The following is a 22,301-nucleotide window of genomic DNA, read 5'->3' on the forward strand; positions in this document are numbered from 1 at the left end:
TCACCGACGGCGTCCGCACGAACCCGCGGGCAGGCTGGCGTTCCAAGTCCCGGTCGCCGCGCCTCGCGGCCCGTCATTTGCGACGCCCGCCATGCCCGCTGCCCTTCGTCCTTCCGTTCCGCTCGTCGCCTCATCGGTGCCGCGCGCGGCCCGCGTTCCGCCGCCTGCGGAGCCATCCGCGCGCACGCTGCCGCGACGGGCCGCGCAGGGACTGCCACGGCGCGCCGCGCGCCTTCTGCTGCGGCTGGGCCTCGTCGCGCTGCTGCTGCTGGCGGGCGCGTGCAGCAGCCTCAAGCTCGGCTATGACGAAGGGCCGCGCCTCGCGCGCTGGTGGCTCGACCGCGAGTTCGACCTCGACTCACGCCAGCAGGCGCGGCTGCGCGCCGCCATCGACGAACTGTTCGCCTGGCATCGGCGCGAGGCGCTCGCGCCGCTCGGCGTCACGCTCGGGCACATCCGCGCCGGGCTGACGGGGCCGATCGACGCGGCGCGCGTCTGCGGCTGGCAGGACGAACTGGGCCGGCACGCCGATCTCGCCTTCGAGCACGCCCTGCCCGCGCTCGCCGACCTCGCCGCCACGCTCGCGCCGCGCCAGATCGACCGCTTCGAGCGCCGCGCCGCCGAACGCCTCGCCGACGACCGCGCCGACTGGCTGCCGCCCGACCCGGCGCGCCAGCGCGAACGCGCCGGCAAGCGCGCGATCGACCGCGCCGAGGACTACACCGGCCGGCTCGACCGCGAACAGCGCCGCTGGCTCACCGACGCCACCGCCGCCCTGCCCGTCGGCCCGGCCGAACGCCTCGACGAGCGCGAGCGCCGCAACACCGCGCTGGCCGCCACGCTGCGCCGCATCGCCGGCGGCCAGCTCGCGCCCGAAGCCGCGCGCGCCGCGCTGCGCGAGCGCTGGAACGAACTGTTCATGCCCGCCGATCCGGCGCGTGCCAGCCGTCATCGGCTCGGCAAGGAATCCGGCTGCGAACTGGTGGCATCGCTGCACAATCGGCTCGCGCCGTCGCAGCGTCGTGCCGCGTCCGAGCGCTTCGGCCAATGGGAAGACGATGTGCGCGAACTCGCCCGCCAGCCTTGATCGCAGCCCCGCCCCGACGCGGCGCCGGCTGCTCGGCGCCCTTGCCGCCGTGCTCGCGCTCGACGCGCGCCCGGCGCGCGCCAGCGGCGTGACCACCACCTACCCCGCACGTCTGCGTCCGCCCGCCGCCACCGATCGCGGCGAGCCGGTCGAGCTCGACCTGCCCGACGGCAGGCTCGCCGGCAGCCTGCTGCTGCCCGCGCATCTCGGCCTCGGCGCGTCGCCCGACGCCACCGCCGTCGATGCCGATGCCGCTGCCCGACCGCCGCTCGTCATCCTCGCCGCCGGCTCCGGCCCGGTGGACCGCGACGGCAACAGCCGCGCCGGCCTGCGCACCGACGCCTATCTGCTGCTCGCCCGCGCCCTCGCGCGCGCCGGCATCGCCACGCTGCGGCATGACAAGCGCGGCGTCGGCGAAAGCCTCAACGCCGTGCGCGATCCCGACGCGCTCGGCATCGACGACTACGCGCGCGATCTCGCGCGCTGGTCGGCATTGATGCATTCGGAATACGGCTTCGGCCGCATCGTGCTCGCCGGCCACAGCGAGGGCGCGCTGGTGGCGACGCTGGCCGCGCGGGAAGCGCCGATCGGCGGCGTCGCGCTCGTCTGCGGCACCGGCCGGCGCATCGGCGCGCTGCTGCGCGACCAGCTCGCACCCCGGCTCGACGCGGGCGCGCGTGCCGATCTCGACGCCGTGCTCGCCGACCTCGAAGCCGGCCATGCGCCCGCGCGCCTGCCCGCCAGTCTCGACCCCTGGGGCGAGGCGCTGTTCGGCGGCGCCTCGGGCAGCTATCTGATGCGCTGGATGCGCCACGACCCGGCCGCCGATCTCGCCGCGCTCGACCTGCCGGCGCTCATCGTCCACGGCAGCACCGACCGCCAGCTCTGGCCTGACGACCGCGCCACCCTGCTCGCCGCGCGCCCCGACGCCAGCGCACGCCTCATCGACGGCATGTGCCATGTGCTCAAGCCCGCCGGCGCCGACAGCGCCAGCCAGGCCCGCGCCTATCACGACGCCTCGCTGCCGGTGATGCCCGATCTGGTTGCCAGCCTCGCGCGCTTCGCGGCGGGGTGAGGCCCGGTCCGATCGGCGCTCAGGGGCCGGTCTGCGGCTCCGGCACTCCGCCCCCGACGCACGACGCACGCCCCACGACGCACGGAGACCGGGCACGAAGCACGGAGCACGGCGTCCGGCGTCCGGCGTCCGGTCAGCGTCCGCCCGCCTCGCCCGCCGATGCCGCCACCGCCGTGACCTTGCCCAGCGCACGTGCCTGGGCCGCGAGCCGGCCCGACAGCGGCTCGCTGCCGGGGTTGCGCAATTCGAGCTCGAGCGTGCCGCCGTGGCTTTCGCCGTCGGCACCGGTCAGTTCGCGCACCACGGCACGCTCGGTCCAGTTGCGGCCGCCGTCGAGGCCGACCAGCAGTTCGATGCGCCCGCCGCGCAGGTCGGCGGCGGCAAGGAAGTCGAGCCGGTAATCGATGCGCGCCACCAGGCAGCCGCGCGGTGGCAGCGCGTAATCGGCCGTCTCGCTCGCCTCGGCGGCGAATTCGCTGCCGGCGCGCGCCGCGCCACCGCGCGTAAGCGCGCTCCCGACCATGCCGGCAACGTCGCCCGCGCCAGCGCCGGAGCCGGCCTCGGCGCTGGCCGACACACCGGGCAGCACCGCCTGGCTGCGATGACGGGTGCCGGCCAGCGGCACGCCGTCGTCGCTGCCCTCGCCATCGCGCGTCACCATGCTTCCGTCTGGCGTCACCACCCGCGCCGCCGTGCTGCCATGCACCGTGAGCGGCGGCAGCGACCGGGCCGGCGTGGCCGCGAGCATGCGCGTCGACACCGGCCTCAAGCCAGGCACCTGGGCCTGCGCCGTCCCGGCCGGCACCGAGGCCGCGCAACCCGCCAGCCGCAGATGGCCCAGGGTGACGCCGGCATCGAGACCGGCGGCCGTGCAGGCCGGCGCCAGCGCGGCCAGCCAGACGGCGGACAGCGCGCGCCGGAGAAAGTCGGGAGAAAGACAGGGAAACAGCGGAATCGGCATCGACAGGCGCCCGGAAAGGTCTAGGACTTTGCCGGAGCCCCAGGCTGCGGCGGGGCGTGAGTGTGCTGGCGCGACACGCGCCGCCAAACGGGGCTATCCCCGACTTCGAGCGCCGGGCGCGATGGATCGCACGAACCGGCACCGACGACGAGGTGACGTCATGCGTGCGGGGGAGCCGGCATTGCGCGATGCGGAGCGCGGAGCCAGACCGAATAGATGCGCGCCGCGAGCGCCTGGCTCGGCGCCATCGCGGCGCGGGCGGTGGCGCGCTGGGCCTCGGCGGCCTGCACCGTGGGCGCGGTGGCCGAGGCGGCCAGTTCGCCCGGGCTCTGGCGCAGCCAGGCATCGAGCTTGGGCGCGTCGATCTCGATGTGGAACTGCATCGCCAGCGCCGAGCCGAGCGCGAAGGCCTGGTTGGCGCAGTCGGGGCTGGCGGCGAGCGGCACCGCGCCCGGCGGCAGCGCGAAGCTCTGGTAATGCCACTGGTAGGCGAGCGCGGCGGTCGTGGCGCCGAACCAGCGCCGCGCCTCGGGCGCCTCGGCGATGGCGAGCGGGAACCAGCCGATCTCCGGCACCGCATGCGGCGCGACACGCGCGCCGAAAGCGCTTGCAATCAGCTGCCCGCCAAGGCAGTGACCGATGACCGGCACGCCGCGCGCGACGCAATCGCGCACCAGCGCCTCGGTCGCGCGCAGATAGCCGATGTCGTCGCCGACGCTCATGTAGCCGCCGAGGATGGCGAGGCCGCGCAGGCCGTCGGCGGTTGGCGGCACGGCGGCGCCGTCTTCGAGGCTCAGCACGTCGAAGGGCTCGCCGCGCGCTTGCAGCCAGGTGGCGAGAAAGGCGGGACCGTCGTCGCGCGCGGGTTGCAGGATGAGCAGGCGGCCGGCGGTCATGCGCGGACTCCGACGGCGCCGGGGCTGACGCCGTCGCCGGCGCCGGCGGCGCCTGCAAGCGCTTGCGCGCCACCGTCCGCCGCGCCGGCTATCAGCGCGCACACCTCGTCGAAGGCCGCGACCAGCGCCGCCACGTCGGCCGCCGAGGTCGCGGGTGAGCACAGCAGCATGTTGTGGAAGGGCGTGATGACGATGCCCCGGTTGAGCAGCGCCAGATGCACGAAGGCTTCGAGCGCGTCGTCCATCGCGGCGCGGGCGCCGGCGGCGTCGCGCGGCGGCTCGGGGCGGAACTGGAATTCGAGCCGCGCGCCGAGCCGGCTCACGCACCACGGCAGCCGGTGGCGCGCGATGGCGGCGGCGATGCCGGCGGTGGCCTCGGCGGCGCGCGCGTCCATCGCTTCCCAGGCGGCGGGCGTCATCACCTCGCGCAGCATGCTGCCGACCAGCGCGACCGCGAGCCGGCTGCCCGCGAGCGTGGTGCCGATGCCCGAATGCCCGGGCGGCGCGGCGCGCTTGGCGGCGGTCATGCGCGCGGCGAGCTCGGCCGTCACGCCGGTGACGGCGCAGGGCATGCCGCCCGCGATCGCCTTGCCGATCACCACCGCGTCGGGCGCGACGCCCTCGGCGCGCGCCGGGGCCGAGCGCGCCCAGCCGCCAGGGCCGGCGCTGAGCGTGTGCGTCTCATCGATGAGCAGCAGCGTGCCGTGGCGGCGCGCGAGCGCGGCGGCCTCGCGCCAGTAGCCGGGCTCGGGCAGCACGAGGCCGCAGTTGGTGAGCGCGGGTTCGGCCAGCAGCGCCGCCACCTGCCCGTCGGCGAGGGCGGCGTCGAGCGCGGCGAGGTCGTTGAACGGGACGACGCGGGTGGTGGCGCTCGCGTCCCAGGCGGGGCCGAGGATGCTGGGGCGACGCACCGCGCGCGGGCGGCCGTCGGCGCCGAGACCGGGCGGCGGCGCGGCGGTGGCGCCGCCGCCCGGCTGCGTGGCGGGCGACGCGTCGTCGGCCATGTCCACCAGCGTTTCGTCCACCGTGCCGTGGTAGCAGCCGTCCATCACGACGATGGCCTGCCGCCCCGTGACCGCGCGCGCCCAGCGCAGCAGAAAGCGGTTGGCGTCGCTGGCCGTGGCGGCGAACTGCCAGACCGGCATTCCGAATGCAGCTTCAAGCGCGGCGCCGGTGGCGGCGGCCTCGGCGCCGGGCAGCATTGCCGACAGGCCGCGCTCCGCCTCGCGCGCGAGCGCGGCGACAAGCGCGGGCGGGCTATGGCCGAACATCGCGGCGGTGTCGCCGAGGCAGAAGTCGATGAGTTCGACGCCGTCCACCGTGACGAGCCGGGCCCCCTCGGCGCGCTCGACCGCGAGCGGCGCGGGCCAGTCGGCCATCCAGTGCAGCGGCGCGCCCAACAGGTAATGCGCGGCATTGGCGCGGCAGGCGGCGACCGAGGCCGCGAAGCGCTCGCCGTGGCGGGCCAGCTCGGCGGCGTGCAGCGCGGCAAGGCGCGCGGGCGGAAGAAGGAAGGCGGCGGCGTTCATGCCGCCGATGCTAGCGAGCGGCCCGCCCGCGCGACACGGCCATTGCGCGTCGCGCGGGGCGGGCCATTGCCGCTCGGCAGCGGCCGGTCGTCCCTGATGTCCGCCCTGGCGCGGACGCGGCTTCAGGCCGTCACGACCGTCCGCTTCGGCCGGCCCGCCAGCCCGCCGAGCGCGCTCGACACGGCGCCCAGCAGCAGCGCGAAGAAGGCCCACATCGCCGCCTGCGAGCCGACGCGCGCGGCGGTGTCGGCGGCCTGCGTGGCCTGCTGCTTGGCCTGGGTCGTGAACTGGTCGGCACGGGCGCGGGCGGCCTGCATCGTGCCCATCCACGCATCGACGCGGCGGTTGGCCTCGTCGCGGCTGACGCCGGTGCGGGCGACGATCACGTTCACCACCGCCTCGCGGTCGACCTCGTTCAGCACCGCGTCGCCGCGCGACATCAGGCGCTGGATCAGCGCCGAGAAGTCGGCATCGCTGCCGCCGCCCGTCGCACCCTGGGGATTGGCGCCCGCGTTGGCGGCCGTGTTCTGCGCGTCGCCGGCGGCGGCGCGGGCCTGACCTTCGAGCGCGCCCGGTTGCAGTTCAGGCTTGCCGGTCTGGGCCAGCAGTTCGCGCGCGGCGGCGCTCACGTCATTCATCGACGGCGGGTTGCCGCCGCCCATCACGCTTTGCGCCGCGGCGGTCGCCGCCGGTGCCGCCACGGTCGCCACGCCGGTCGCGGCGGTGGACACCACCCCGCCCACGAGCCGCCCCGTGCCCGCCACCACTGCGCCGAGCGTGCTGGTCACGAGCCAGGTGGCGATCAGCGTCGCCAGCCCCCAGGCGAGCAGGCCGTGCAGCATGCCGTCCACCTTGGTGGGCACGCCCGCGAGATGGCTCGCCACCGAGCCGGCGATGAACAGCGAGATCAGGCTCGACGCCACCCACCACAGCCCGGCCGAGGTGCCGAAGGTCGAGGCCTCGGGCGTGCCGTTGGCCTGCATCGGGTCGAGGGTGCCGAGGCCGACGGCCGCGCCCAGCAGGGTGAGCAGCAGCTGGATGACCATGGCGAGGATGACGCCGGCGAACACCGCCGGCCAGCTGATGCGCTTGAGCGCGACCTCGCGCGGCGCGCTGATGACCGCCGGTCCGGTGGCAGCGCGATAGGCGGGCGGGTTTTGTGGGGGAAGCGTGGCGGACATGTGCGTCTCCTGGACGGGAAGGAAGGCTGGCGCCCCGCCTCGCGCCGGCGATGCCCGAGCCGCGGCGGCCTCGGTGCGTCGACCACGGGCGCGGTCGGCGGGACTGCGTCGAGCGTCGGCCGCCGCCGCCGCCGCGCGCGTCCGGTGCCGGCGCGATCCCTTCCCGGCGCCGCGCCCGAGCGCATGTAGGCGGGCGCCGATAAGCGGCGGGCAGCCGGGCGCGTCGCAAATGACGGTTCGCGGCCGGTTGTCGGTTGGCGCCAACGCCCGCCCCATTCGCGCGGCCTGCCGTCGGGCCGGCTAGGGGGCGGCGGCATTCACACATCGCTTGCCGATGAAAATGCACACTTCCGCTTCCCGCGCTCGCGCCACTCTTCTCCGCCGCCGCACCGTGCCCCTTCTCCCGTCCTCCTGCTTCGGCCAGCTGGCCGCGTCCGCGCCTCCGGTCCCGGCCGGCCTCGCCCTGCGGCCCGCCGTGCCGCCTGCCGTCGCCGGCGGCGTGCCGGGCCGGGAGCCGCGCGCATGAACGACCGCCCCTCCCTGCCCCCCGCCATGCCGCGCCCCGCCACCATCGACGGCAGCCTGCCCGGCGACGATCCCCTGCTGCGCATCGACGAAGTGCTGTCGGCACGCTCCTGGTATTCGGCCAGCACCGACCGCCTCGGGCGCCGGCCGCCGCATGCGCCGCTCGAAGGCACGGCGGTGTGCGACGTGGCCATCGTCGGCGCGGGCTTCGCGGGGCTGTCGGCGGCGATCGAGCTGGCGATGCGCGGCTATCGCGTGCGGGTGCTGGAGGCGCGCCGCGTCGGCTCGGGCGCGTCGGGGCGCAACGGCGGCCAGGTGCTCGCGGGCCTCGCCTGCGACATGGGCGTGATCGAGCGCCAGCTCGGCGCGACGCGCGCGCGCCAGGTGTGGGACATGACGGTCGAGTCGATCGACCTCATCTCGCGCCGGCGCGCCGCCATCGTCGCGGCCACCGGCGAGGACTGCGACTGGCGGCCCGGCGCGCTCAGCGTGGCGATCCGCCCGCACCATCTGCGCGGCCTGCGCCAGTCGCATGCCGACGCGGTCGAGAAGTACGGCCACCGCCGGCTGAGCTGGATCGACGGCCGCGACCTCGCGCCGTGGATCGCGTCGGAGCGCTATCTGGCCGGCAGCTACGACCCGTCGGGCGGGCATCTGCATCCGCTGCGCTACGCGCTCGGCCTGGGCGAGCTGGCCGCGCGGCTGGGCGTGACCTTCCACGAGAACACACGCGTGCTGGCGATGGAGACCGCCGCCAGCGCCGAACCGTCGAGCGCCTTCGACCGCACCGGCGTCTTCCTGGCCGGCGAGCGCGGCGGCACGCTCATCCGCACCGAGCGCGGCATGCTGCGCGCGCGCCATGTGCTGCTCGCGGGCAACGCCACGCTCAACAGCTTCGGGCTCGACCCGGTGCGCGGGCGGCTGGCGCCGAAGCTGGCGGCGCGCGTGATGCCGGTCGGCACCTACATCGCCGCGACCGAGCCGCTCGGCCGCGAGCGCGCCGAGGCGCTCATCCCGAGCGACGCGGCGGTCTGCGACAACGCCTTCGTGCTCGACTACTTCCGCCGCTCGGCCGACCACCGGCTGCTGTTCGGCGGCCGCGTGAGCTACGCGAGCCACATGCCGACCGACCTCCCCGCCAGCATGCGCGCGCGCATCGAGACGGTGTTCCCGCAGCTGCGCGGCGTGGCGATCGACTACCTGTGGGGCGGCTTCGTCGACATCACCATGAACCGCGCGCCCGACTTCGGCCGGCTGGCGCGCGACGTGTACTACGTGCAGGGCTTCTCGGGCCATGGCGTGGCGCTGGCGGGACTGGCGGGCCAGCTCGTGGCCGAGGCCATCGCGGGCACGGCCGAGCGCTTCGACGTGTTCGCGGCGCTGCGGCACCGGGGCTTTCCGGGCGGCGCGCTGCTGCGCGCGCCGGCGCTGGCGCTCGGCATGGCCTGGTACCGGCTGCGCGACCGGCTCGGCTGAGGCCGCGCGCCGGCGTCGCGGCCGCGCCCGGGGCCGGCGCACCGGATCCTCCATCCATGAAAAACGGCGGGTCGCCCGCGAGGGCGCCCGCCGTCGTGTCCCGCCGGGGACGATCAGGCCGTGATCGTCGCGGCGCGGCCGCGCCGCAGCTTCGAGCGCAGGCCGAGGCCGAGCAGGCCGACCGCGATGAACGCGGCGCTGGTCGGCTCCGGCACCGCCGCGACCTGGGTCGCGGTGGCGAAGTTGGCGGCGGTCGCGCCGCTGCCGATCACCACGGTGGACCAGTGCAGGTTGCCTTGGGTCAGCAGCACCGACGAGGTGCCCGACCAGGTGAGCGAGTCACCGACCGCCGTCGGCGCCCAGCCGGGCAGCGCGCCGCTCACGCCGATCGTGAGCGCCGGGCCGGCATGGCCGCCAACCGAGGTGTAGGTCGTGGTGCCGGCCGGGGTGCCGGTCCAGGTCCAGTTCGAGCCGAAGCCGGTCGGGCTGCTGGCGGCGTTGTATTCGCCGAAGGTGATCCAGTCCCATTGCTGGCCCGACGCCCAGCTGCCGCTGGCGTTGGTGAGCACGAGATTGAAGGTGTACGAGTAGCTGCCCGGGGTCAGCTCGGTCACGGTGTAGTCGAGGCTCAGCGGCGTGGTGGCCGCCTGCGCCCCGGCGCCCGCGAGCGCGAGCAGCAGGGCCGCCGCGCCTTTCTTCATTGGCATTCGCATGCGCGAACTCCTCCTGATGGGATGACGAGAATTTCATGGGGATTGCTGCCCGCGAATTTTCGTCAGACGGGAAGCGAGCGAGCTTTCACGCCGTCTTTGCACAGTGCGGAATTGTGTCGGCTGTCATGAAACGGGCGGCCTGCGCAACGGCGCGGAAACCCGCCCCCGCAAGCGCGCTCACCCGGGCAAGGGAGGCGGAAGGAACGCCGCTGTAACACCGGAGATCAGGCAATTCATCCGGGTGTTGCGCGGCTAGCGTGCCGATGGATGGGCCAGTGCCGGCGTCGGCCCTCATGGAGACCCCCGATGAAGATTTCCACCCGCCTGCTGGTGCTGACCGCGACCGCCCTGATCGCGATGACGGCACTGGTCAGCGCCTCGATGTTCGTGCTGCGCCAGTCGATGCTCGACGACCGCCGCGCCCAGATCACCACCATGCTGCTGCACGCCGAGAAGCTGGTGGCGAGCTTCCAGAAGCGCGAGGCGGCCGGCGAGCTCACGCGCGACGAGGCCCAGAAGCGCGCCCGCGAAGCGCTGTCGGCGCTCAACGACGAGACGCGCAGCTACTACTTCGTGCGCCTGCCCGACGGCCTGCTGCTGGTGCATGTCAACCCGAAGCTGCTCGGCACCACCGCGGCCACCCGCATGGCCGACGGCCGCCGCGACACCGACACGATCCGCGAGGAGCTGGCGCGCAACCACATCGGCTTCTACATGGTCGATCTGCACCGCTCGACCGACCCCGACGGCGTGATGACGACCAAGCTCAACGGCGTGGTCGAGATCAAGGAATGGGGCTGGTGGCTCGGTACCGGCTTCTTCATGAACGACATCGGCGAGGCCTTCCGGCGCACCGCGCTGCTGCTGGGCGCGATCGGCGCCGTGGCGGTGGCGCTGGTGGCGCTGCTGGCCAGGCGCACGCTGTCGAGCACGCGGGCCGCGCTCGGTGGCGATCTCGAATACGCGGTGCGGGTCGCGCAGCGCATCGCCGACGGCAACCTGGCCGAGCCTGTGCACCTGACCGCCGGCACCGGCCGCGACAGCCTGCTCGGCTCGCTGGCGCGCATGCAGGGCGAACTCGCCGGCATCGTGCGCGGCATCCGCGACGGCACCGAGGTGATCGACACCGGCACGCGCGAGATCGCCGAGGGCAATGCCAACCTCTCGCAGCGCACCGAGGAGCAGGCCGCCTCGCTGGAGGAGACCTCGGCCAGCATGGAAGACCTGACCGGCATGGTGAAGCGCACCGCCGACAACGCGCGCCGCGCGAGCGACCTGGCGGCCGATGCCTCGCGCACCGCCGCCGACGGCCACGAGGTGGTGGCCTCGGTGGTGCGGACGATCGGCGGCATCAGCGCCAGCTCGACGCGCATCCGCGACATCGTGGGCGTGATCGACGGCATCGCCTTCCAGACCAACATCCTCGCGCTGAACGCGGCGGTCGAGGCGGCCCGTGCCGGCGAACAGGGGCGCGGCTTCGCCGTGGTGGCGAGCGAGGTGCGCGCCCTGGCCCAGCGCAGCGCGACGGCGGCCAAGGAGATCGCCGAACTCATCGGCGAATCGACCGCCCAGGTGGACGGCGGGGTGGCGATGGCCAACCGCGCCGGCGAGACGATGGCCGGCCTGCTCGCCTCGGTGCGCAGTGTCTCGACGCTGGTGGAGGAGATCGCTGCGGCCTCGGGCGAGCAGAGCGGGAACCTGGAACAGGTGGGCAGCGCGGTCGCGCGCATGGACCAGGTGACGCAGCAGAACGCGGCGCTGGTCGAGCAGGCGGCGGCGGCGGCGAAGTCGCTGTCGGGCGAGGCCGAGAAGCTGAGCGTGGCGGTGGCGGCGTTCCGGCTGGGGTGACGGTCAGCGGGCGTCGAGGAAGACCTCGGCGCGGTGGCGCGCGAGCAGGCCGGCGTCGGGCGCGAAGCGCTCGGGCAGCTCGATGCGCCGGCCTTCCAGCGTGACGAGCGCCTGTCGCGCGAAGTCGTCGGCGCAGCGCCGCATCGATGCCGACAGCACGATGCGCAGATCGGCGTCAGTTGACGAGCTTCATCGCCAGCGCCGACGGCGTGCGGCCGAGCAGCCGCGCCAGCGCCATGACTTCGGGGTTGCGCGCGTGCAGCCGGCCGAACGGGAGCTGGCAATACAGGTGGAAGGCGAGCTTGAGCTGGTCGCGGGTCCAGCGGTTCTGGCTGTTCATGGGACGGGGGCGGGAACGGCGGCGACATGCCGCGCCCGCATCATCCCCGGCACCGACACCGGTGTCGGGCGCGAGCGTCGATGCGATTGAAGCGGCCGGCGCGTCGGCGCCGACACCGTCCGCCGTCATCCGCCTACGCGCGCCCGGCCCGCGCGGCGGACACGCGCGCCGGCCATCGCTTCGCACCATCGGCTCCACGCCTCGAACACCGGGGCGAGCCACTCACCGAGGAGCCACAGATGGACATTCGCGATTGCCTCAAGCAGGACCACGACGAGGTCAAGCAGCTCATCACGCAGATCTGCTCGACCGACGACGCCACCGAGGCGAAGAACCTGTTCCGGCAGATGAAGGAAGCCCTCGTCGCGCATTCGCGCAGCGAGGAGAAGGTGGTGTACGCGGCGCTCAAGAAGCTCGATGCCGAGGACGAGAAGGAGTTGGGCTTCGAAGGCGAGGTCGAGCATGCGCTGGTCGACAACCTGCTGGAGCAGCTCAGCCACGGCAGCCCCTCGACCGCGCCGTGGAAGGCGCGCGCCAAGGTGCTGAAGGAAATGCTGGAGCACCACATCGAGGAGGAGGAGTCGGAAATCTTCGACTGCCTCGCCAGCGAGTTCGACGACGGCAGGCGCGAGAAGATGGCGGACGCCTTCCTCAAGGGGAAGGAAGCGCTGCTGGCCCACGCCTGAGCGCGGCGGCCTCGGCCGGGCATGCGGCCATGGCCGTGCCGCCATCGGTCAGGCGTGCCGCCATCGGCCGCGCGTGGCCGCCGGCGGCACGGCGGCGCCGGCCTCAGGGCGTGACGAACACGCCGGCCGGCGCACCCGGCGCCGAGGCTTCGCAGGTCTTGCGCAGGTTGGCGATGCCGCCCGTGCCCGCGTCGGCCACGTAGAAATGCCGCTCGATCTTCACCGCGCCGCCGCCCATGTTCATGCGGCAGATGCCGACCGCGCCCGGCGCGCAGGACGCCACCACCTTCACGACCGGCGGCGCGCTCGGGCCGAGCGTGCCGTTGGTGGCCTGGGCGCACCAGGCCTTGCCGACTTCCAGCGCCTGCGGTCCGGAGAAGGCCGTGCATTCGTCCAGGTGGATGGGCTTGGGGATGAGCGGCGGCATCGCGGCGATGTCGCCGGTCTGGCGGCAGGCGTAGTCGGCGGCCTGGGCAGCGGGAATGACGGCCACCACGGCGAGCGCGGCCAGGAGCGGGCGGAGGAAGGTGCGTGCTTTTTTCATGGGCGCGCATGCTGGCGCCAGCCGGATGCGTCGCGCATGCGCTTGAAATCCGCCGTTGCATCCAGCCGGATGAACGTGCGAACCGGTGGTGCCAGTGGCGGTCGAAAGTCGCCTGTGCCATACGCCGCATGGCCGGTGCAGCGCCGCCTCCGCCCTCCGCCCGCCCGCTCCCGCCGATGAACCTCCGCGACAAGCTCCGCATCCTCGCCGACGCCGCCAAGTACGACGCCTCCTGCGCGTCGAGCGGCACGACGCGGCGCGACTCGCGCGACGGCAAGGGCCTGGGCTCGACCGAGGGCATGGGCATCTGCCACAGCTATGCGCCCGACGGGCGCTGCATCTCGCTGCTCAAGATCCTGCTCACGAACTGGTGCGTGTACGACTGCCGCTACTGCATCAACCGCGCGAGCAGCGACGTGCGACGCGCCCGCTTCACGCCCGAGGAGGTGGTGAAGCTCACGCTCGACTTCTACCGCCGCAACTACATCGAGGGCCTGTTCCTGAGCAGCGGCATCATCCGCACGCCCGACTACACGATGGAGCAGCTGGTGCGCGTGGCGAAGCTGCTGCGCTCCGAGCACGGCTTTCGCGGCTACATCCACCTGAAGACGATTCCCGACGCCGACCAGGCGCTCATCGACGAGGCCGGGCGCTGGGCCGACCGCCTGAGCATCAACGTCGAGCTGCCGAGCGCCGACAGCCTCGCGCGGCTCGCGCCCGAGAAAGACCCGGCCAGCATCCGCCGCTCGATGGCCGGGCTGCGCGGGCGCATCGACGAGGCGAAGGACGCGGCGCGCGAGGCTCGCCGCATCAGCAACGCCACGCCCGCGCGCAAGCCGCCGCGCTTCGCGCCCGGTGGGCAGAGCACCCAGCTCATCGTCGGCGCCGACGCGAGCGACGACCGCCGCATCCTCACGCTGAGCGCGCGCCTGTACGGCGGCTACCGGCTGCGGCGCGTGTACTACTCGGCCTTCAGCCCGATTCCTGACGCGAGCACCGACCTGCCCGCGCGCGCCGCGCCGCTGCTGCGCGAGCACCGGCTGTATCAGGCCGACTGGCTGATGCGCTTCTACGGCTTCGCGGCCGACGAGATCGCCACCGGCGGCGACGGCATGCTCGACCTCGGCATGGACCCGAAGCTGGCCTGGGCGCTGCGCCATCGCGAGCGCTTTCCGGTGGACATCAACCGCGCCGACAAGGAGACGCTGCTGCGGGTGCCGGGGCTGGGCGTGCGCAATGTGGCGCGCATCCTCGACGCGCGGCGGGTGCGCGCGGTGACGCTCGACGACCTCGCGCGGCTGCGGCTGCCGCTGGCCAAGGTCCTGCCCTTCGTGACGCTGCCGGGGCATCGCCCGGGCGCGGGCGACGAGGTGGAATCGGCGGTGCTCGCGGCAAGGCTGCGGTCGGCGCAGATCGGGCTGTTCGATGCGCCGCCACCGGCGCGGGAAGAGGGTGAGCTGCAGGCGGAGGGCGAGAGTTTGCAAGCGATTGCAGGAGTGGCTGCCCAAGCGGAAGCCCCGCCGCCGGCCGCAGCGCCGGCCCCCGCGCCGGCCGCGCCGCGCCCGGCCCAGCCCTCGCTGTTTGGAGACGACTGATGCGCAGCATCGTCCTCGCGAGCGACACCGACCTCGCGGGCTGGCGCGCCGCCGCGCGCGGGCTGGCGCGCGACGGCATTCCGCCCGAGGCGGTGAGCTGGTCGGTCGGCGCGGCGGATGACCTGTTCGGCGCGCCGGCCGCGAGCGACGCGGCTCTCGCCACCGAGCCGCTCGCCGCCTACGACGCCGACGCCGCGCCGCCCGGCGACGCCGCCACGCCGCGCGTGCCACCCGCCTTCCTCGACCTCTGCAAGCGCGCCCTGCTCCACCGCGATCCGCGCCGCTTCGCGCTCATGTACAGGCTGCTCTGGCGGCTGCAATCCGAGCCGCGCCTGCTCGACGTGGCGATGGACGCCGACGTGGGCCAGGCCCTGCGCTGGGCCTCGGCGGTGCGCCGCGACGCCCACAAGATGAAGGCCTATGTGCGCTTTCGCGAGGTGCCGGGCGCGGTCGCGCACGACGGCGTTGCCGCGTCTGCCGATCCGGCGGCGGATGACGCAACCGCTTCAACGCGGGATGCCGCCACCGAGTCCGGCTACATCGCCTGGTTCGAGCCCGAGCACCACATCGTCGAGGCGGTCGCGCCCTTCTTCGCGCGGCGCTTCGCGGCGATGCGCTGGGCCATCCTCACGCCGCTGCGCAGCGCGCGCTGGGACGGCCATGCGCTCGCCTTCGGCCCCGGCGCCACGCGCGCCGACGCGCCCGCCGACGACGCGATGGAAGACCTCTGGCGCGACTACTACGCGAGCATCTTCAACCCCGCGCGACTCAAGGTGCGCACCATGCAATCGCAGATGCCGCGCAAGTACTGGCGCAACCTGCCCGAAGCCGGCCTGATCGCGCCGCTCGGGGCGGCCGCGCAGGAAAGGACCGAGGCCATGATCCGCGACACCGCTCCCGCGCGCAAAAGCCGCACGCCGGATGCAGCTTCAGACGAACCGGCGACGGCGCCCCTGCCGACCGCCACGCACGACGGCCGCGCGCTTGGCCATGACGCCCCGCCGCCCGACACCCTTGCCCCCGAATCCGCCGTCCCGGCCGCCGCCGAAGCCGCCACGCTCGACGCCCTCGCCGAGGCCGAGCGCCACTGCCGCGCCTGCCCGCTATGGCAGCCCGCGACGCAGGCCGTGCCCGGCGCCGGCCGGCCCGGCGCGCGCGTGATGCTCGTGGGCGAAGCGCCGGGCGACCGCGAGGACATCGCAGGCCGCGCCTTCATCGGCCCCGCCGGCCAGCTCCTCGACCGTGCGCTCGCCCAGGCCGGTGTCGCGCGCGACGAGGCCTACGTCACCAACGCGGTCAAGCACTTCGGCTACGAGCTGCGCGGCAAGCGCCGGCTGCACAAGTCGCCCGGCCAGCGCGAGATCGCCGCCTGTCGGCCCTGGCTGGAGCGCGAGCTGGAACTCGTCGGGCCGCGACTCGTGGTCGCCCTCGGCGCCACGGCGGCGCGCGCCCTCACCGGCCGGCCGACGCCGATCGAAGCCAATCGCGGGCGCGTCATGGACCTGCCCGGTCGACCGTGGAAGCTGCTCGTGACCGTCCACCCGAGCTATCTGCTGCGCCTGCCGCCCGAGGCGCAGGAAGCGGCGCATGCCCGCTTCGTCGCCGACCTGGCGCTCGCCTCGGACGGCGGCGGATAGTCTCGGTCTGCAAAGGTTTGCAAGCCGTGGCGTGTTCGCACGCCGGTCGGGCGCCAGCCTGCCGCGCCGCAACTCCCCGGCCGCAGCCGCGTCACACCGCCCGGGCGGCAGTCAACCCGCCACGCCCACCCGCCGCGGCGCCGTGCGCGCCGCCACGCCGCCGCGCTTCGCGCGCGCCTTCGGCGCTGGCGCGAACAGCCGCCCCAGCACCGCGCCCAGCTTGCGCGCGCCCGGCTCGATGCCCGGGCTCTTCACATACGCATAGCCGATCACGAGGCCGCCCCGCCGCCCGCCCGGCGCGTCGAGGTAGTAGCGCGACAGCGGCCGCACGTTCAGCCCCGCATCCGCGCATTCCTCGGCCAGCGCCACGTCGTCGGCGCCCGCCGGCAGGTAGACCACCAGATGCATGCCGGTCTGCACCGGCGACAGCTCGATGCCCTCGCCCAGCACCTCGCGCAGCACGCTGGTCAAACGCTGGCGCCGCTCGGCATACACCTGCCGCTGGCGCCGGATGTGGCTCGCGAAATAGCCGAGCTGGATGAACTCGGCCAGCGCCGCCTGCATCAGCAGCTGCCCCGGCCGGTGCAGGTCGTACAGCCCGGTCTGCATGTCGGCCGCGATCGCCGGCGGCACGACCATGTAGCCGATGCGCAACCCCGGATACAGCACCTTCGAGAAGGTGCCCATGTAGATCACGCGGCCCGCGTCATCCAGCCCTTGCAGCGAGGCCACCGGCCGGCCCTCGTAGCGGAACTCGGCGTCGTAGTCGTCCTCGAGAATCCAGGCGCCGGTGCGCGCCGCGTACTCCAGCAGCGCGCGCCGCCGCGCGAGGCTCATCACCACGCCGGTCGGGTACTGGTGCGACGGCGTCACGTAGATGAGCTTGGCGCGCGTGGCGAAGTCGTCCTCGCTGGGTGCAAGGCCCTCGGCATCCACCGCCACCGGCCGCAGTTGCAGGCCGTTGCCGCGCAGCACACGTTCGGCGGCCCAGTAGCCGGGGTTCTCGAACCAGGCCAGATCGCCGCTGTCGGCCAGCAGCCGCGCGCACAGGTCGAGCGACTGCTGCGTGCCCGGCGTGATGAGCACCTGATCGGGCGTGACATTGACCGAGCGCGACACGCGCAGGTAGTCGGCGATCGCGCGGCGCAGCGCGGGGTGGCCGCCGCCGTGGTCGTAGTCGAGCAGCTCGGCGCGCGCATTGCGCCATTGCCGCGCCTGCAGGCGCTGCCACACCTTGAACGGGAAGCCGTCGTAATCGTCGTCCTGGCCCGCGAAGGGCTGGATCTCGACATGCTCGCTCGCGCGCCGGCCCGTCAGCAGCGCGCCGCGCGCCGACAACAGCATGCCCGGCCCCGGATTGCGCCGCCGCCGCGCCTCCTCGCGCGCCACCGCCACGGGGATGGGTACCGGCGCGTTCGCGATCGCATGCGACACGTAAGTTCCGCTGCCGATCGTCGCCTCCACATAGCCCTCGGCGAGCAGCTGGTTGAGCGCCGACAGCACGGTGTTGCGCGACAGGCCCAGCTCGGCCGCGAGGTCGCGCGACGACGGCAGGCGCTCGCCCGGCCCGAGCCGGCGGCTGAGGATGGCGCCGCGCAATGACTCGTACAGCCGCCGGTGCATCGGCAGGCGCGGATGGAAATCGGCTTCGGCAAGCTCTCGGGCGAGCATGTCGGCAATCGGGGCGATGCTCAAATTGGCACCTTCACGGCTGGCAAAGTGGTTCTTTCAAGAGTACCAAAGCGTCATGCAAGCTTCACGCCGACTCACGCAGTCCCAAGCGCCCTCGTGCGGCCGACACAATCGTTTCGCGCGCCGGGCACCCTCCAGAACACTCCACGTCCGCTCCAGGCCATGACCGCCCGCCCCTTCGTGCTGCTGCCTTGCTGCAACCGGGAACTCGGTGGCCATCCCTTCTTCATCCTCGGCCGCAAGTACGCCGCCGCCGTGCATGACGTGGCCGACTGCCTGCCGCTGCCGCTCATCAGCCCGGCCGCGCGCGATGTCGAGACCTATCTGCGCGCCGCCTCGGGCGTGATGCTCACCGGCTCGCCGTCCAACGTGCATCCGTCGCGCTTCGGCGAAGGCGTGCACAACCCCGCTCTGCCGCTCGATCCCGAGCGCGACGAAGTCACCTTCCTGCTCATCCGCCGCGCCGTCGAACTCGGCCTGCCGCTGCTCGCGATCTGTCGCGGCCTGCAGGAAGTGAACGTCGCCCTCGGCGGCACGCTGCGCCAGGCGGTGCACGAGCAGCCCGGCGCGCTCGACCATCGCGAGCCGAAGGACGCGCCGCCCGAGGTGCAGTACGCGCCCGCGCATGCGCTGCATGTCGCGCCCGGCGGCCGGCTTGCCGCCATCACCGGCCGTGAAAGCTTCGAGGTCAACTCGCTGCATGGCCAGGGCATCGGCCGGCTCGCGCCCGGCCTCACCGTCGAGGCCACGGCGCCCGACGGCCTTGTCGAAGCCTTCAGCATCGACGCGCATCCGGGCTTCTCGCTCGCGATGCAATGGCATCCCGAATGGCGCGCCGCCGATAACCCGATTTCGGTTTCCATCTTCCGCGCCTTCGGCGCGGCCTGCCGCGACTGGCGCCCGCCCTCCTGACGGCGGACCGCACATCCGGCTTCAAGGTTGGCCCGCGCGCATGCCATTTGCGTGCGCGGCCCTCAAGGCGGCGCGCACGAACATCCAGGCGCGCCGCACATTTCCCCAAGGAGTGAACCATGGCGACCCGCGAAAACTTCGGCCACGCCGACCTCGAACTGTGGCTCAACGAACGCCGCGTGACCGAGATCGAATGCCTCGTGCCCGACCTGACCGGCGTGGCGCGCGGCAAGATCCTGCCGCGCGAGAAATTCAAGGAAGACCGGGGCATGCGCCTGCCCGAAGCCGTGCTCGGCATGACCGTCACGGGCGAAGCCCCGGACAGCGAGGCCTACAACCAGGTCATCTCGGAAAACGACCGCGACATGGTCCTGATTCCAGATGCCTCGACGGTGCGCCTCGTGCCCTGGGCCACCGACCCGACCGCCCAGGTCATCCACGACTGCTACTTCCACGACGGCAAGCTCGTGGACTACGCGCCGCGCACCGTGCTGCGCCATGTGCGCGAGCTGTACGCCAGGGCCGGCCTCAAGGCGGTGATCGCGCCGGAGCTCGAGTTCTATCTCGTCGCGCAGAGCAGCAACCCGGACATGCCGCTCACGCCGCCGATCGGCCGCAGCGGCCGCGCCGAGACCAGCCGCCAGCACTACAGCATCGACGCGGTGAATGAATTCGACCCGCTGTTCGAGGACATCTACGACTACTGCGACGTGATGGAACTCGAAGTGGACACGCTCATCCACGAGATGGGCGCCGGCCAGATGGAGATCAACTTCCTGCACGGCGATCCGCTGGAGCTGGCCGACAAGGTCTTCTACTTCAAGCGCACGCTGCGCGAGGCCGCGCTGCGCCACAAGATGTACGCGACCTTCATGGCCAAGCCGATGGCCAACGAGCCCGGCAGCGCGATGCACATCCACCAAAGCGTGGTGAACGCCGAGACCGGCCGCAACATCTTCAGCACCGAAGCGGGCGAGCCGTCGGAGGCCTTCCGGCACTACATCGGCGGCCTGCAGAAATACCTGCCGGCGGCGATGGCCTTCCTCGCGCCTTACGTCAACAGCTACCGCCGCCTGGTGCGCCACACGGCCGCGCCGATCAACCTGCAATGGGGCCGCGACAACCGCACCGTCGGCATCCGCATCCCGCATTCGACGCCCGAGGCGCGGCGCGTGGAGAACCGCGTCATCGGCTCCGACGCCAACCCCTATGTGGCCGCCGCCGTCACGCTGGCCTGCGGCTGGCTCGGCATGCAGGAACGCATCGAGCCCTCGCCCGAGAGCAAGGGCAGCGCGTACCACAGCGACTACCAGCTGCCGCGCAGCCTGAGCGAAGCGATCGGCCTGCTCGACGAAGCGCCCGCGCTGCAGGAGCTGCTCGGCAACCGCTTCTGCACCGTCTACAAGCTCGTGAAGCTCGCCGAACATGACGAGTTCATGCGCGTGATCAGCCCGTGGGAGCGCGAGCACCTGCTGCTGCACGTCTGACGAACCACGCGGGCGCGGCGCGCCCGCCTGCCACACCCGGGGCGCCGCAGAGCGCCCGCCCTCCTCCCGCACGCGGCAGTGCCGCAACCGTCTCACCGCCCTGGAGCCGCGCCATGAACGCCAGCCTCAGCACCCGCGAACTGCAAGCGCTCGACAGCGCGCACTTCATCCATCCCTTCACCGACACGAAGGCGCTCGCCGCGAAGGGCGCGCGCATCATCAGCAAGGCCGAGGGCATCTGGATCACCGACCGCGAAGGTCATCGCATCCTCGACGGCATGTCGGGCCTGTGGTGCGTCAATGTGGGGTACGGACGCACCGAACTGGCCGACGCGGCGCACCGCCAGATGGCCGAGCTGCCCTACTACAACAGCTTCTTCCAGACCACGACCGAGCCGTCGATCCTGCTGGCGGCCAAGCTGGCCGAGCTGTCGCCGGGCTTCTCGCGCGTGTTCTTCTCGGGCTCGGGCTCGGAGGGCAACGACACGGTGCTGCGCCTCGTGCGCCACTACTGGAGCGTGATGGGCCAGCCGAAGCGCAGCACCATCATCAGCCGCTGGAACGCCTATCACGGCAGCACGGTGGCGGGCGCCTCGCTCGGCGGCATGAAGTACATGCACGAACAGGGCGGCCTGCCGATCCCGGGCATCGCCCACATCGACCAGCCCTACTGGGTCGAGCACGGCCACGGCATGGACCGCGAAGCCTTCGGCAAGCTCGCCGCGAGCTGGCTGGAAGACAAGATCCTCGAACTCGGGCCGGAGAATGTCGGCGCCTTCATCGGCGAGCCGGTGCAGGGTGCGGGCGGCGTGATCATCCCGCCCGCGAGCTACTGGACCGAGATCGAACGCATCTGCCGCAAGTACGACATCCTCATCGTGGCCGACGAGGTCATCTGCGGCTTCGGCCGGCTCGGGTCGTGGTGGGGCAGCCAGCGCATGGGCTTCAAGCCCGACCTCATGACCTTCGCCAAGGGCGTGACGAGCGGCTACTTCCCGCTCGGCGGCGTGATGGTGGGCGACCGCGTGGGCGAGGCCATCGTCGAGAAGGGCGGCGAGTTCGAGCACGGCTACACCTACTCGGGCCATCCGGTGGCCTGCGCGGTGGCGCTCGCCAACCTCGACATCATCGAGCGCGAAGGGCTCGTGCAAAGGGTTGCAGAAGTGACGGGGCCGAGGCTGCGCAAGGGCTTCGCGGCGCTGGCCGACCATCCGCTGGTGGCCGAACCGGAGGCGCTGGGCTTCGTGGCGGGGCTGGTGCTGGCGAAGGAAAAGGGCGGACCGGCGGACGGGCCGGGCTTCGTGCCCTTCGCGCCGGAACTGGGCGTGGGCATGGTGTGCCGCCAGCATTGCTTCGACAACGGGCTGGTGATGCGCGCCGTCGGCGACCGGATGATCGTCGCGCCGCCGCTGTGCATGACGGAGGACGAGGTGGATGAGCTGCTGCGGCGCATCCGTTACTGCCTCGATCGGACGTATGAGGATGTGCGGGCGCGTGGGTGGTGCTGATTTTTCGTTGAGGCCGGCGCGGGGCGGTGGGGGTTGGCTTCGGCGGCGGGCCGCTGGCGTGGCCGGCCCCGAGGGGCCGGCTTCCCTCGCTGCCTTCGGTAGCCCGGCGGCCCGGCAATCCAACTCGGTCCGGCGTTGCCGGACCTCAGACAGGATTGCCTGAACGGCCTGCGGCCGTTCACCGCCGTCTACCTCGTTCGCTCGGCACGCCAGAGGCCCGCCGCCGAAGCCAACCCCCACCGCCCCACGCCTGCGTCACTGCTCGGAGATTGATGGGGCCGCTGCGCGGCCCTTGGGCTGGCTCGATGGGCGCGCGGTTGGATCGAGCGTCCGATGCGGCCCGGGCCGCGCACGCGCCGGTCGCAGTCGCAGTCGCAGTCGCAGTCGCAGTCGCAGTCGCAGTCGCAGTCGCAGTCGCAGTCGCAGTCGCAGTCGCCAGCAGTTTCCTGCAACCCAGAGGCCTGACACCCGCGCGGCACGCTCCTGATGCGCTTCCCTTTCCCCCGCCTTGCAAGCGCATGCACGAGAGTCGTGCATGACGTTTCACATGTCCCGCGCGAAGGCAGCGACGAGCCTGGGACGGCTCGTCGCAAGCAGACGACCGAGGCA

19 protein-coding genes are annotated in these 22,301 nt (G+C 73.1%); 10 read left to right on the forward strand and 9 right to left on the reverse strand.

The window, feature by feature from the left end:
- The first annotated feature begins 91 nt into the window (after positions 1-91).
- Both H566_RS27275 and H566_RS23305 read left to right on the forward strand, forming a co-directional pair.
- Complete coding sequence (locus tag H566_RS27275; protein WP_156924302.1) at positions 92-1,087, forward strand: DUF6279 family lipoprotein; 996 nt, start codon at positions 92-94, stop codon at positions 1,085-1,087.
- Positions 1,059-2,162, forward strand: coding sequence for an alpha/beta hydrolase (locus H566_RS23305; protein ID WP_051378142.1), 1,104 nt, complete (start codon positions 1,059-1,061; stop codon positions 2,160-2,162). The genes H566_RS27275 and H566_RS23305 overlap by 29 nt, the downstream gene beginning before the upstream one ends.
- A 133-nt stretch (positions 2,163-2,295) precedes the next feature.
- Here H566_RS23305 and H566_RS0106185 read toward each other — a convergent pair whose 3' ends face one another.
- The 4 genes from H566_RS0106185 to H566_RS30335 form a co-directional block, all read right to left on the reverse strand.
- Complete coding sequence (locus H566_RS0106185; protein ID WP_028310755.1) at positions 2,296-3,123, reverse strand: hypothetical protein; 828 nt, start codon at positions 3,121-3,123, stop codon at positions 2,296-2,298.
- Between the two features lie 158 nt (positions 3,124-3,281).
- Positions 3,282-4,019, reverse strand: a complete 738-nt coding sequence (locus H566_RS23310) for a type 1 glutamine amidotransferase (RefSeq protein ID WP_051378145.1) — start codon at positions 4,017-4,019, stop codon at positions 3,282-3,284.
- Positions 4,016-5,548, reverse strand: a complete 1,533-nt coding sequence (locus H566_RS23315; RefSeq protein ID WP_084544809.1) for a transaminase — start codon at positions 5,546-5,548, stop codon at positions 4,016-4,018. Before H566_RS23315 ends, H566_RS23310 begins: the two co-directional genes overlap by 4 nt.
- Positions 5,549-5,670: 122 nt before the next feature.
- Positions 5,671-6,729, reverse strand: coding sequence for a hypothetical protein (locus H566_RS30335; RefSeq protein ID WP_028310756.1), 1,059 nt, complete (start codon positions 6,727-6,729; stop codon positions 5,671-5,673).
- A 552-nt stretch (positions 6,730-7,281) separates the two neighbouring features.
- Between H566_RS30335 and H566_RS0106205 the strand changes: the two genes are divergently transcribed.
- Positions 7,282-8,730 (forward strand): NAD(P)/FAD-dependent oxidoreductase, encoded by a 1,449-nt coding sequence (locus tag H566_RS0106205; RefSeq protein WP_051378146.1) that lies wholly within the window; start codon positions 7,282-7,284, stop codon positions 8,728-8,730.
- Positions 8,731-8,843: 113 nt separating this feature from the next.
- Here H566_RS0106205 and H566_RS0106210 read toward each other — a convergent pair whose 3' ends face one another.
- A complete protein-coding gene (locus tag H566_RS0106210) occupies positions 8,844-9,443 on the reverse strand; it encodes a hypothetical protein (RefSeq protein ID WP_156924303.1) in 600 nt (199 codons plus the stop codon).
- 306 nt (positions 9,444-9,749) lie between these two features.
- Here H566_RS0106210 and H566_RS0106215 point away from each other — a divergent pair, with 306 nt between their 5' ends.
- Positions 9,750-11,291 (forward strand): methyl-accepting chemotaxis protein, encoded by a 1,542-nt coding sequence (locus tag H566_RS0106215; protein ID WP_028310759.1) that lies wholly within the window; start codon positions 9,750-9,752, stop codon positions 11,289-11,291.
- Between the two features lie 3 nt (positions 11,292-11,294).
- On the opposite strand, the gene H566_RS28825 is transcribed toward H566_RS0106215, so the two are convergent.
- Positions 11,295-11,450 carry a hypothetical protein gene (locus H566_RS28825; RefSeq protein WP_156924304.1) on the reverse strand — a complete coding sequence of 52 codons (156 nt, stop codon included), beginning with the start codon at positions 11,448-11,450 and terminating at the stop codon, positions 11,295-11,297.
- A 16-nt stretch (positions 11,451-11,466) separates the two neighbouring features.
- A complete protein-coding gene (locus H566_RS28070) occupies positions 11,467-11,631 on the reverse strand; it encodes a hypothetical protein (RefSeq protein ID WP_211238039.1) in 165 nt (54 codons plus the stop codon).
- A gap of 239 nt (positions 11,632-11,870) precedes the next feature.
- Between H566_RS28070 and H566_RS23320 the strand changes: the two genes are divergently transcribed.
- Positions 11,871-12,317 carry a hemerythrin domain-containing protein gene (locus H566_RS23320; RefSeq protein WP_051378148.1) on the forward strand — a complete coding sequence of 149 codons (447 nt, stop codon included), beginning with the start codon at positions 11,871-11,873 and terminating at the stop codon, positions 12,315-12,317.
- 103 nt (positions 12,318-12,420) lie between these two features.
- On the opposite strand, the gene H566_RS0106235 is transcribed toward H566_RS23320, so the two are convergent.
- Entirely contained in the window at positions 12,421-12,861 is a 441-nt protein-coding gene (locus H566_RS0106235; RefSeq protein ID WP_028310760.1) for a hypothetical protein, read from the reverse strand.
- Between the two features lie 176 nt (positions 12,862-13,037).
- On the opposite strand from H566_RS0106235, the gene H566_RS23325 reads away from it, so the two are divergent.
- Together H566_RS23325 and H566_RS0106245 are read left to right on the forward strand one after the other, a co-directional pair.
- Positions 13,038-14,456, forward strand: a complete 1,419-nt coding sequence (locus tag H566_RS23325; protein WP_084544811.1) for a putative DNA modification/repair radical SAM protein — start codon at positions 13,038-13,040, stop codon at positions 14,454-14,456.
- On the forward strand, positions 14,456-16,093 hold the full coding sequence (locus tag H566_RS0106245) for a UdgX family uracil-DNA binding protein (protein WP_028310761.1): 1,638 nt from the start codon (positions 14,456-14,458) through the stop codon (positions 16,091-16,093). Before H566_RS23325 ends, H566_RS0106245 begins: the two co-directional genes overlap by 1 nt.
- A gap of 111 nt (positions 16,094-16,204) precedes the next feature.
- Here H566_RS0106245 and pdxR read toward each other — a convergent pair whose 3' ends face one another.
- Positions 16,205-17,764: a MocR-like pyridoxine biosynthesis transcription factor PdxR gene (gene pdxR, locus H566_RS23330; protein ID WP_245591294.1), complete on the reverse strand. Its 1,560-nt coding sequence runs from the start codon at positions 17,762-17,764 to the stop codon at positions 16,205-16,207.
- A 183-nt stretch (positions 17,765-17,947) separates the two neighbouring features.
- On the opposite strand from pdxR, the gene H566_RS0106255 reads away from it, so the two are divergent.
- The 3 genes from H566_RS0106255 to H566_RS0106265 all read left to right on the forward strand — a co-directional run bounded on the left by H566_RS0106255 (position 17,948) and on the right by H566_RS0106265 (position 21,692).
- Complete coding sequence (locus tag H566_RS0106255; RefSeq protein ID WP_028310762.1) at positions 17,948-18,697, forward strand: gamma-glutamyl-gamma-aminobutyrate hydrolase family protein; 750 nt, start codon at positions 17,948-17,950, stop codon at positions 18,695-18,697.
- A 119-nt stretch (positions 18,698-18,816) separates the two neighbouring features.
- Positions 18,817-20,184: a glutamine synthetase family protein gene (locus tag H566_RS0106260; protein WP_028310763.1), complete on the forward strand. Its 1,368-nt coding sequence runs from the start codon at positions 18,817-18,819 to the stop codon at positions 20,182-20,184.
- A 113-nt stretch (positions 20,185-20,297) separates the two neighbouring features.
- Positions 20,298-21,692, forward strand: coding sequence for an aspartate aminotransferase family protein (locus H566_RS0106265; protein WP_028310764.1), 1,395 nt, complete (start codon positions 20,298-20,300; stop codon positions 21,690-21,692).
- The last annotated feature ends 609 nt before the right edge of the window (positions 21,693-22,301 follow it).

This window comes from Derxia gummosa DSM 723 (assembly GCF_000482785.1).
GTDB classification, from domain to species: Bacteria; Pseudomonadota; Gammaproteobacteria; order Burkholderiales; family Burkholderiaceae_E; genus Derxia; species Derxia gummosa.

What these genes read in the sequence shown, in the direction of transcription:
- H566_RS0106260 (WP_028310763.1), top strand. Translation starts at nt 18,817, where the DNA reads ATGGCGACCCGCGAAAACTTCGGCCACGCCGACCTCGAACTGTGGCTC.
- H566_RS28070 (WP_211238039.1), bottom strand. Translation starts at nt 11,631, where the DNA reads ATGAACAGCCAGAACCGCTGGACCCGCGACCAGCTCAAGCTCGCCTTC.
- pdxR (WP_245591294.1), bottom strand. Translation starts at nt 17,764, where the DNA reads ATGCTCGCCCGAGAGCTTGCCGAAGCCGATTTCCATCCGCGCCTGCCG.
- H566_RS23325 (WP_084544811.1), top strand. Translation starts at nt 13,038, where the DNA reads ATGAACCTCCGCGACAAGCTCCGCATCCTCGCCGACGCCGCCAAGTAC.
- H566_RS0106215 (WP_028310759.1), top strand. Translation starts at nt 9,750, where the DNA reads ATGAAGATTTCCACCCGCCTGCTGGTGCTGACCGCGACCGCCCTGATC.
- H566_RS0106265 (WP_028310764.1), top strand. Translation starts at nt 20,298, where the DNA reads ATGAACGCCAGCCTCAGCACCCGCGAACTGCAAGCGCTCGACAGCGCG.
- H566_RS27275 (WP_156924302.1), top strand. Translation starts at nt 92, where the DNA reads ATGCCCGCTGCCCTTCGTCCTTCCGTTCCGCTCGTCGCCTCATCGGTG.
- H566_RS0106210 (WP_156924303.1), bottom strand. Translation starts at nt 9,443, where the DNA reads ATGCGAATGCCAATGAAGAAAGGCGCGGCGGCCCTGCTGCTCGCGCTC.
- H566_RS0106255 (WP_028310762.1), top strand. Translation starts at nt 17,948, where the DNA reads ATGACCGCCCGCCCCTTCGTGCTGCTGCCTTGCTGCAACCGGGAACTC.
- H566_RS30335 (WP_028310756.1), bottom strand. Translation starts at nt 6,729, where the DNA reads ATGTCCGCCACGCTTCCCCCACAAAACCCGCCCGCCTATCGCGCTGCC.
- H566_RS23315 (WP_084544809.1), bottom strand. Translation starts at nt 5,548, where the DNA reads ATGAACGCCGCCGCCTTCCTTCTTCCGCCCGCGCGCCTTGCCGCGCTG.
- H566_RS23310 (WP_051378145.1), bottom strand. Translation starts at nt 4,019, where the DNA reads ATGACCGCCGGCCGCCTGCTCATCCTGCAACCCGCGCGCGACGACGGT.
- H566_RS0106185 (WP_028310755.1), bottom strand. Translation starts at nt 3,123, where the DNA reads ATGCCGATTCCGCTGTTTCCCTGTCTTTCTCCCGACTTTCTCCGGCGC.
- H566_RS23305 (WP_051378142.1), top strand. Translation starts at nt 1,059, where the DNA reads ATGTGCGCGAACTCGCCCGCCAGCCTTGATCGCAGCCCCGCCCCGACG.
- H566_RS0106205 (WP_051378146.1), top strand. Translation starts at nt 7,282, where the DNA reads ATGCCGCGCCCCGCCACCATCGACGGCAGCCTGCCCGGCGACGATCCC.
- H566_RS0106245 (WP_028310761.1), top strand. Translation starts at nt 14,456, where the DNA reads ATGCGCAGCATCGTCCTCGCGAGCGACACCGACCTCGCGGGCTGGCGC.
- H566_RS0106235 (WP_028310760.1), bottom strand. Translation starts at nt 12,861, where the DNA reads ATGAAAAAAGCACGCACCTTCCTCCGCCCGCTCCTGGCCGCGCTCGCC.
- H566_RS23320 (WP_051378148.1), top strand. Translation starts at nt 11,871, where the DNA reads ATGGACATTCGCGATTGCCTCAAGCAGGACCACGACGAGGTCAAGCAG.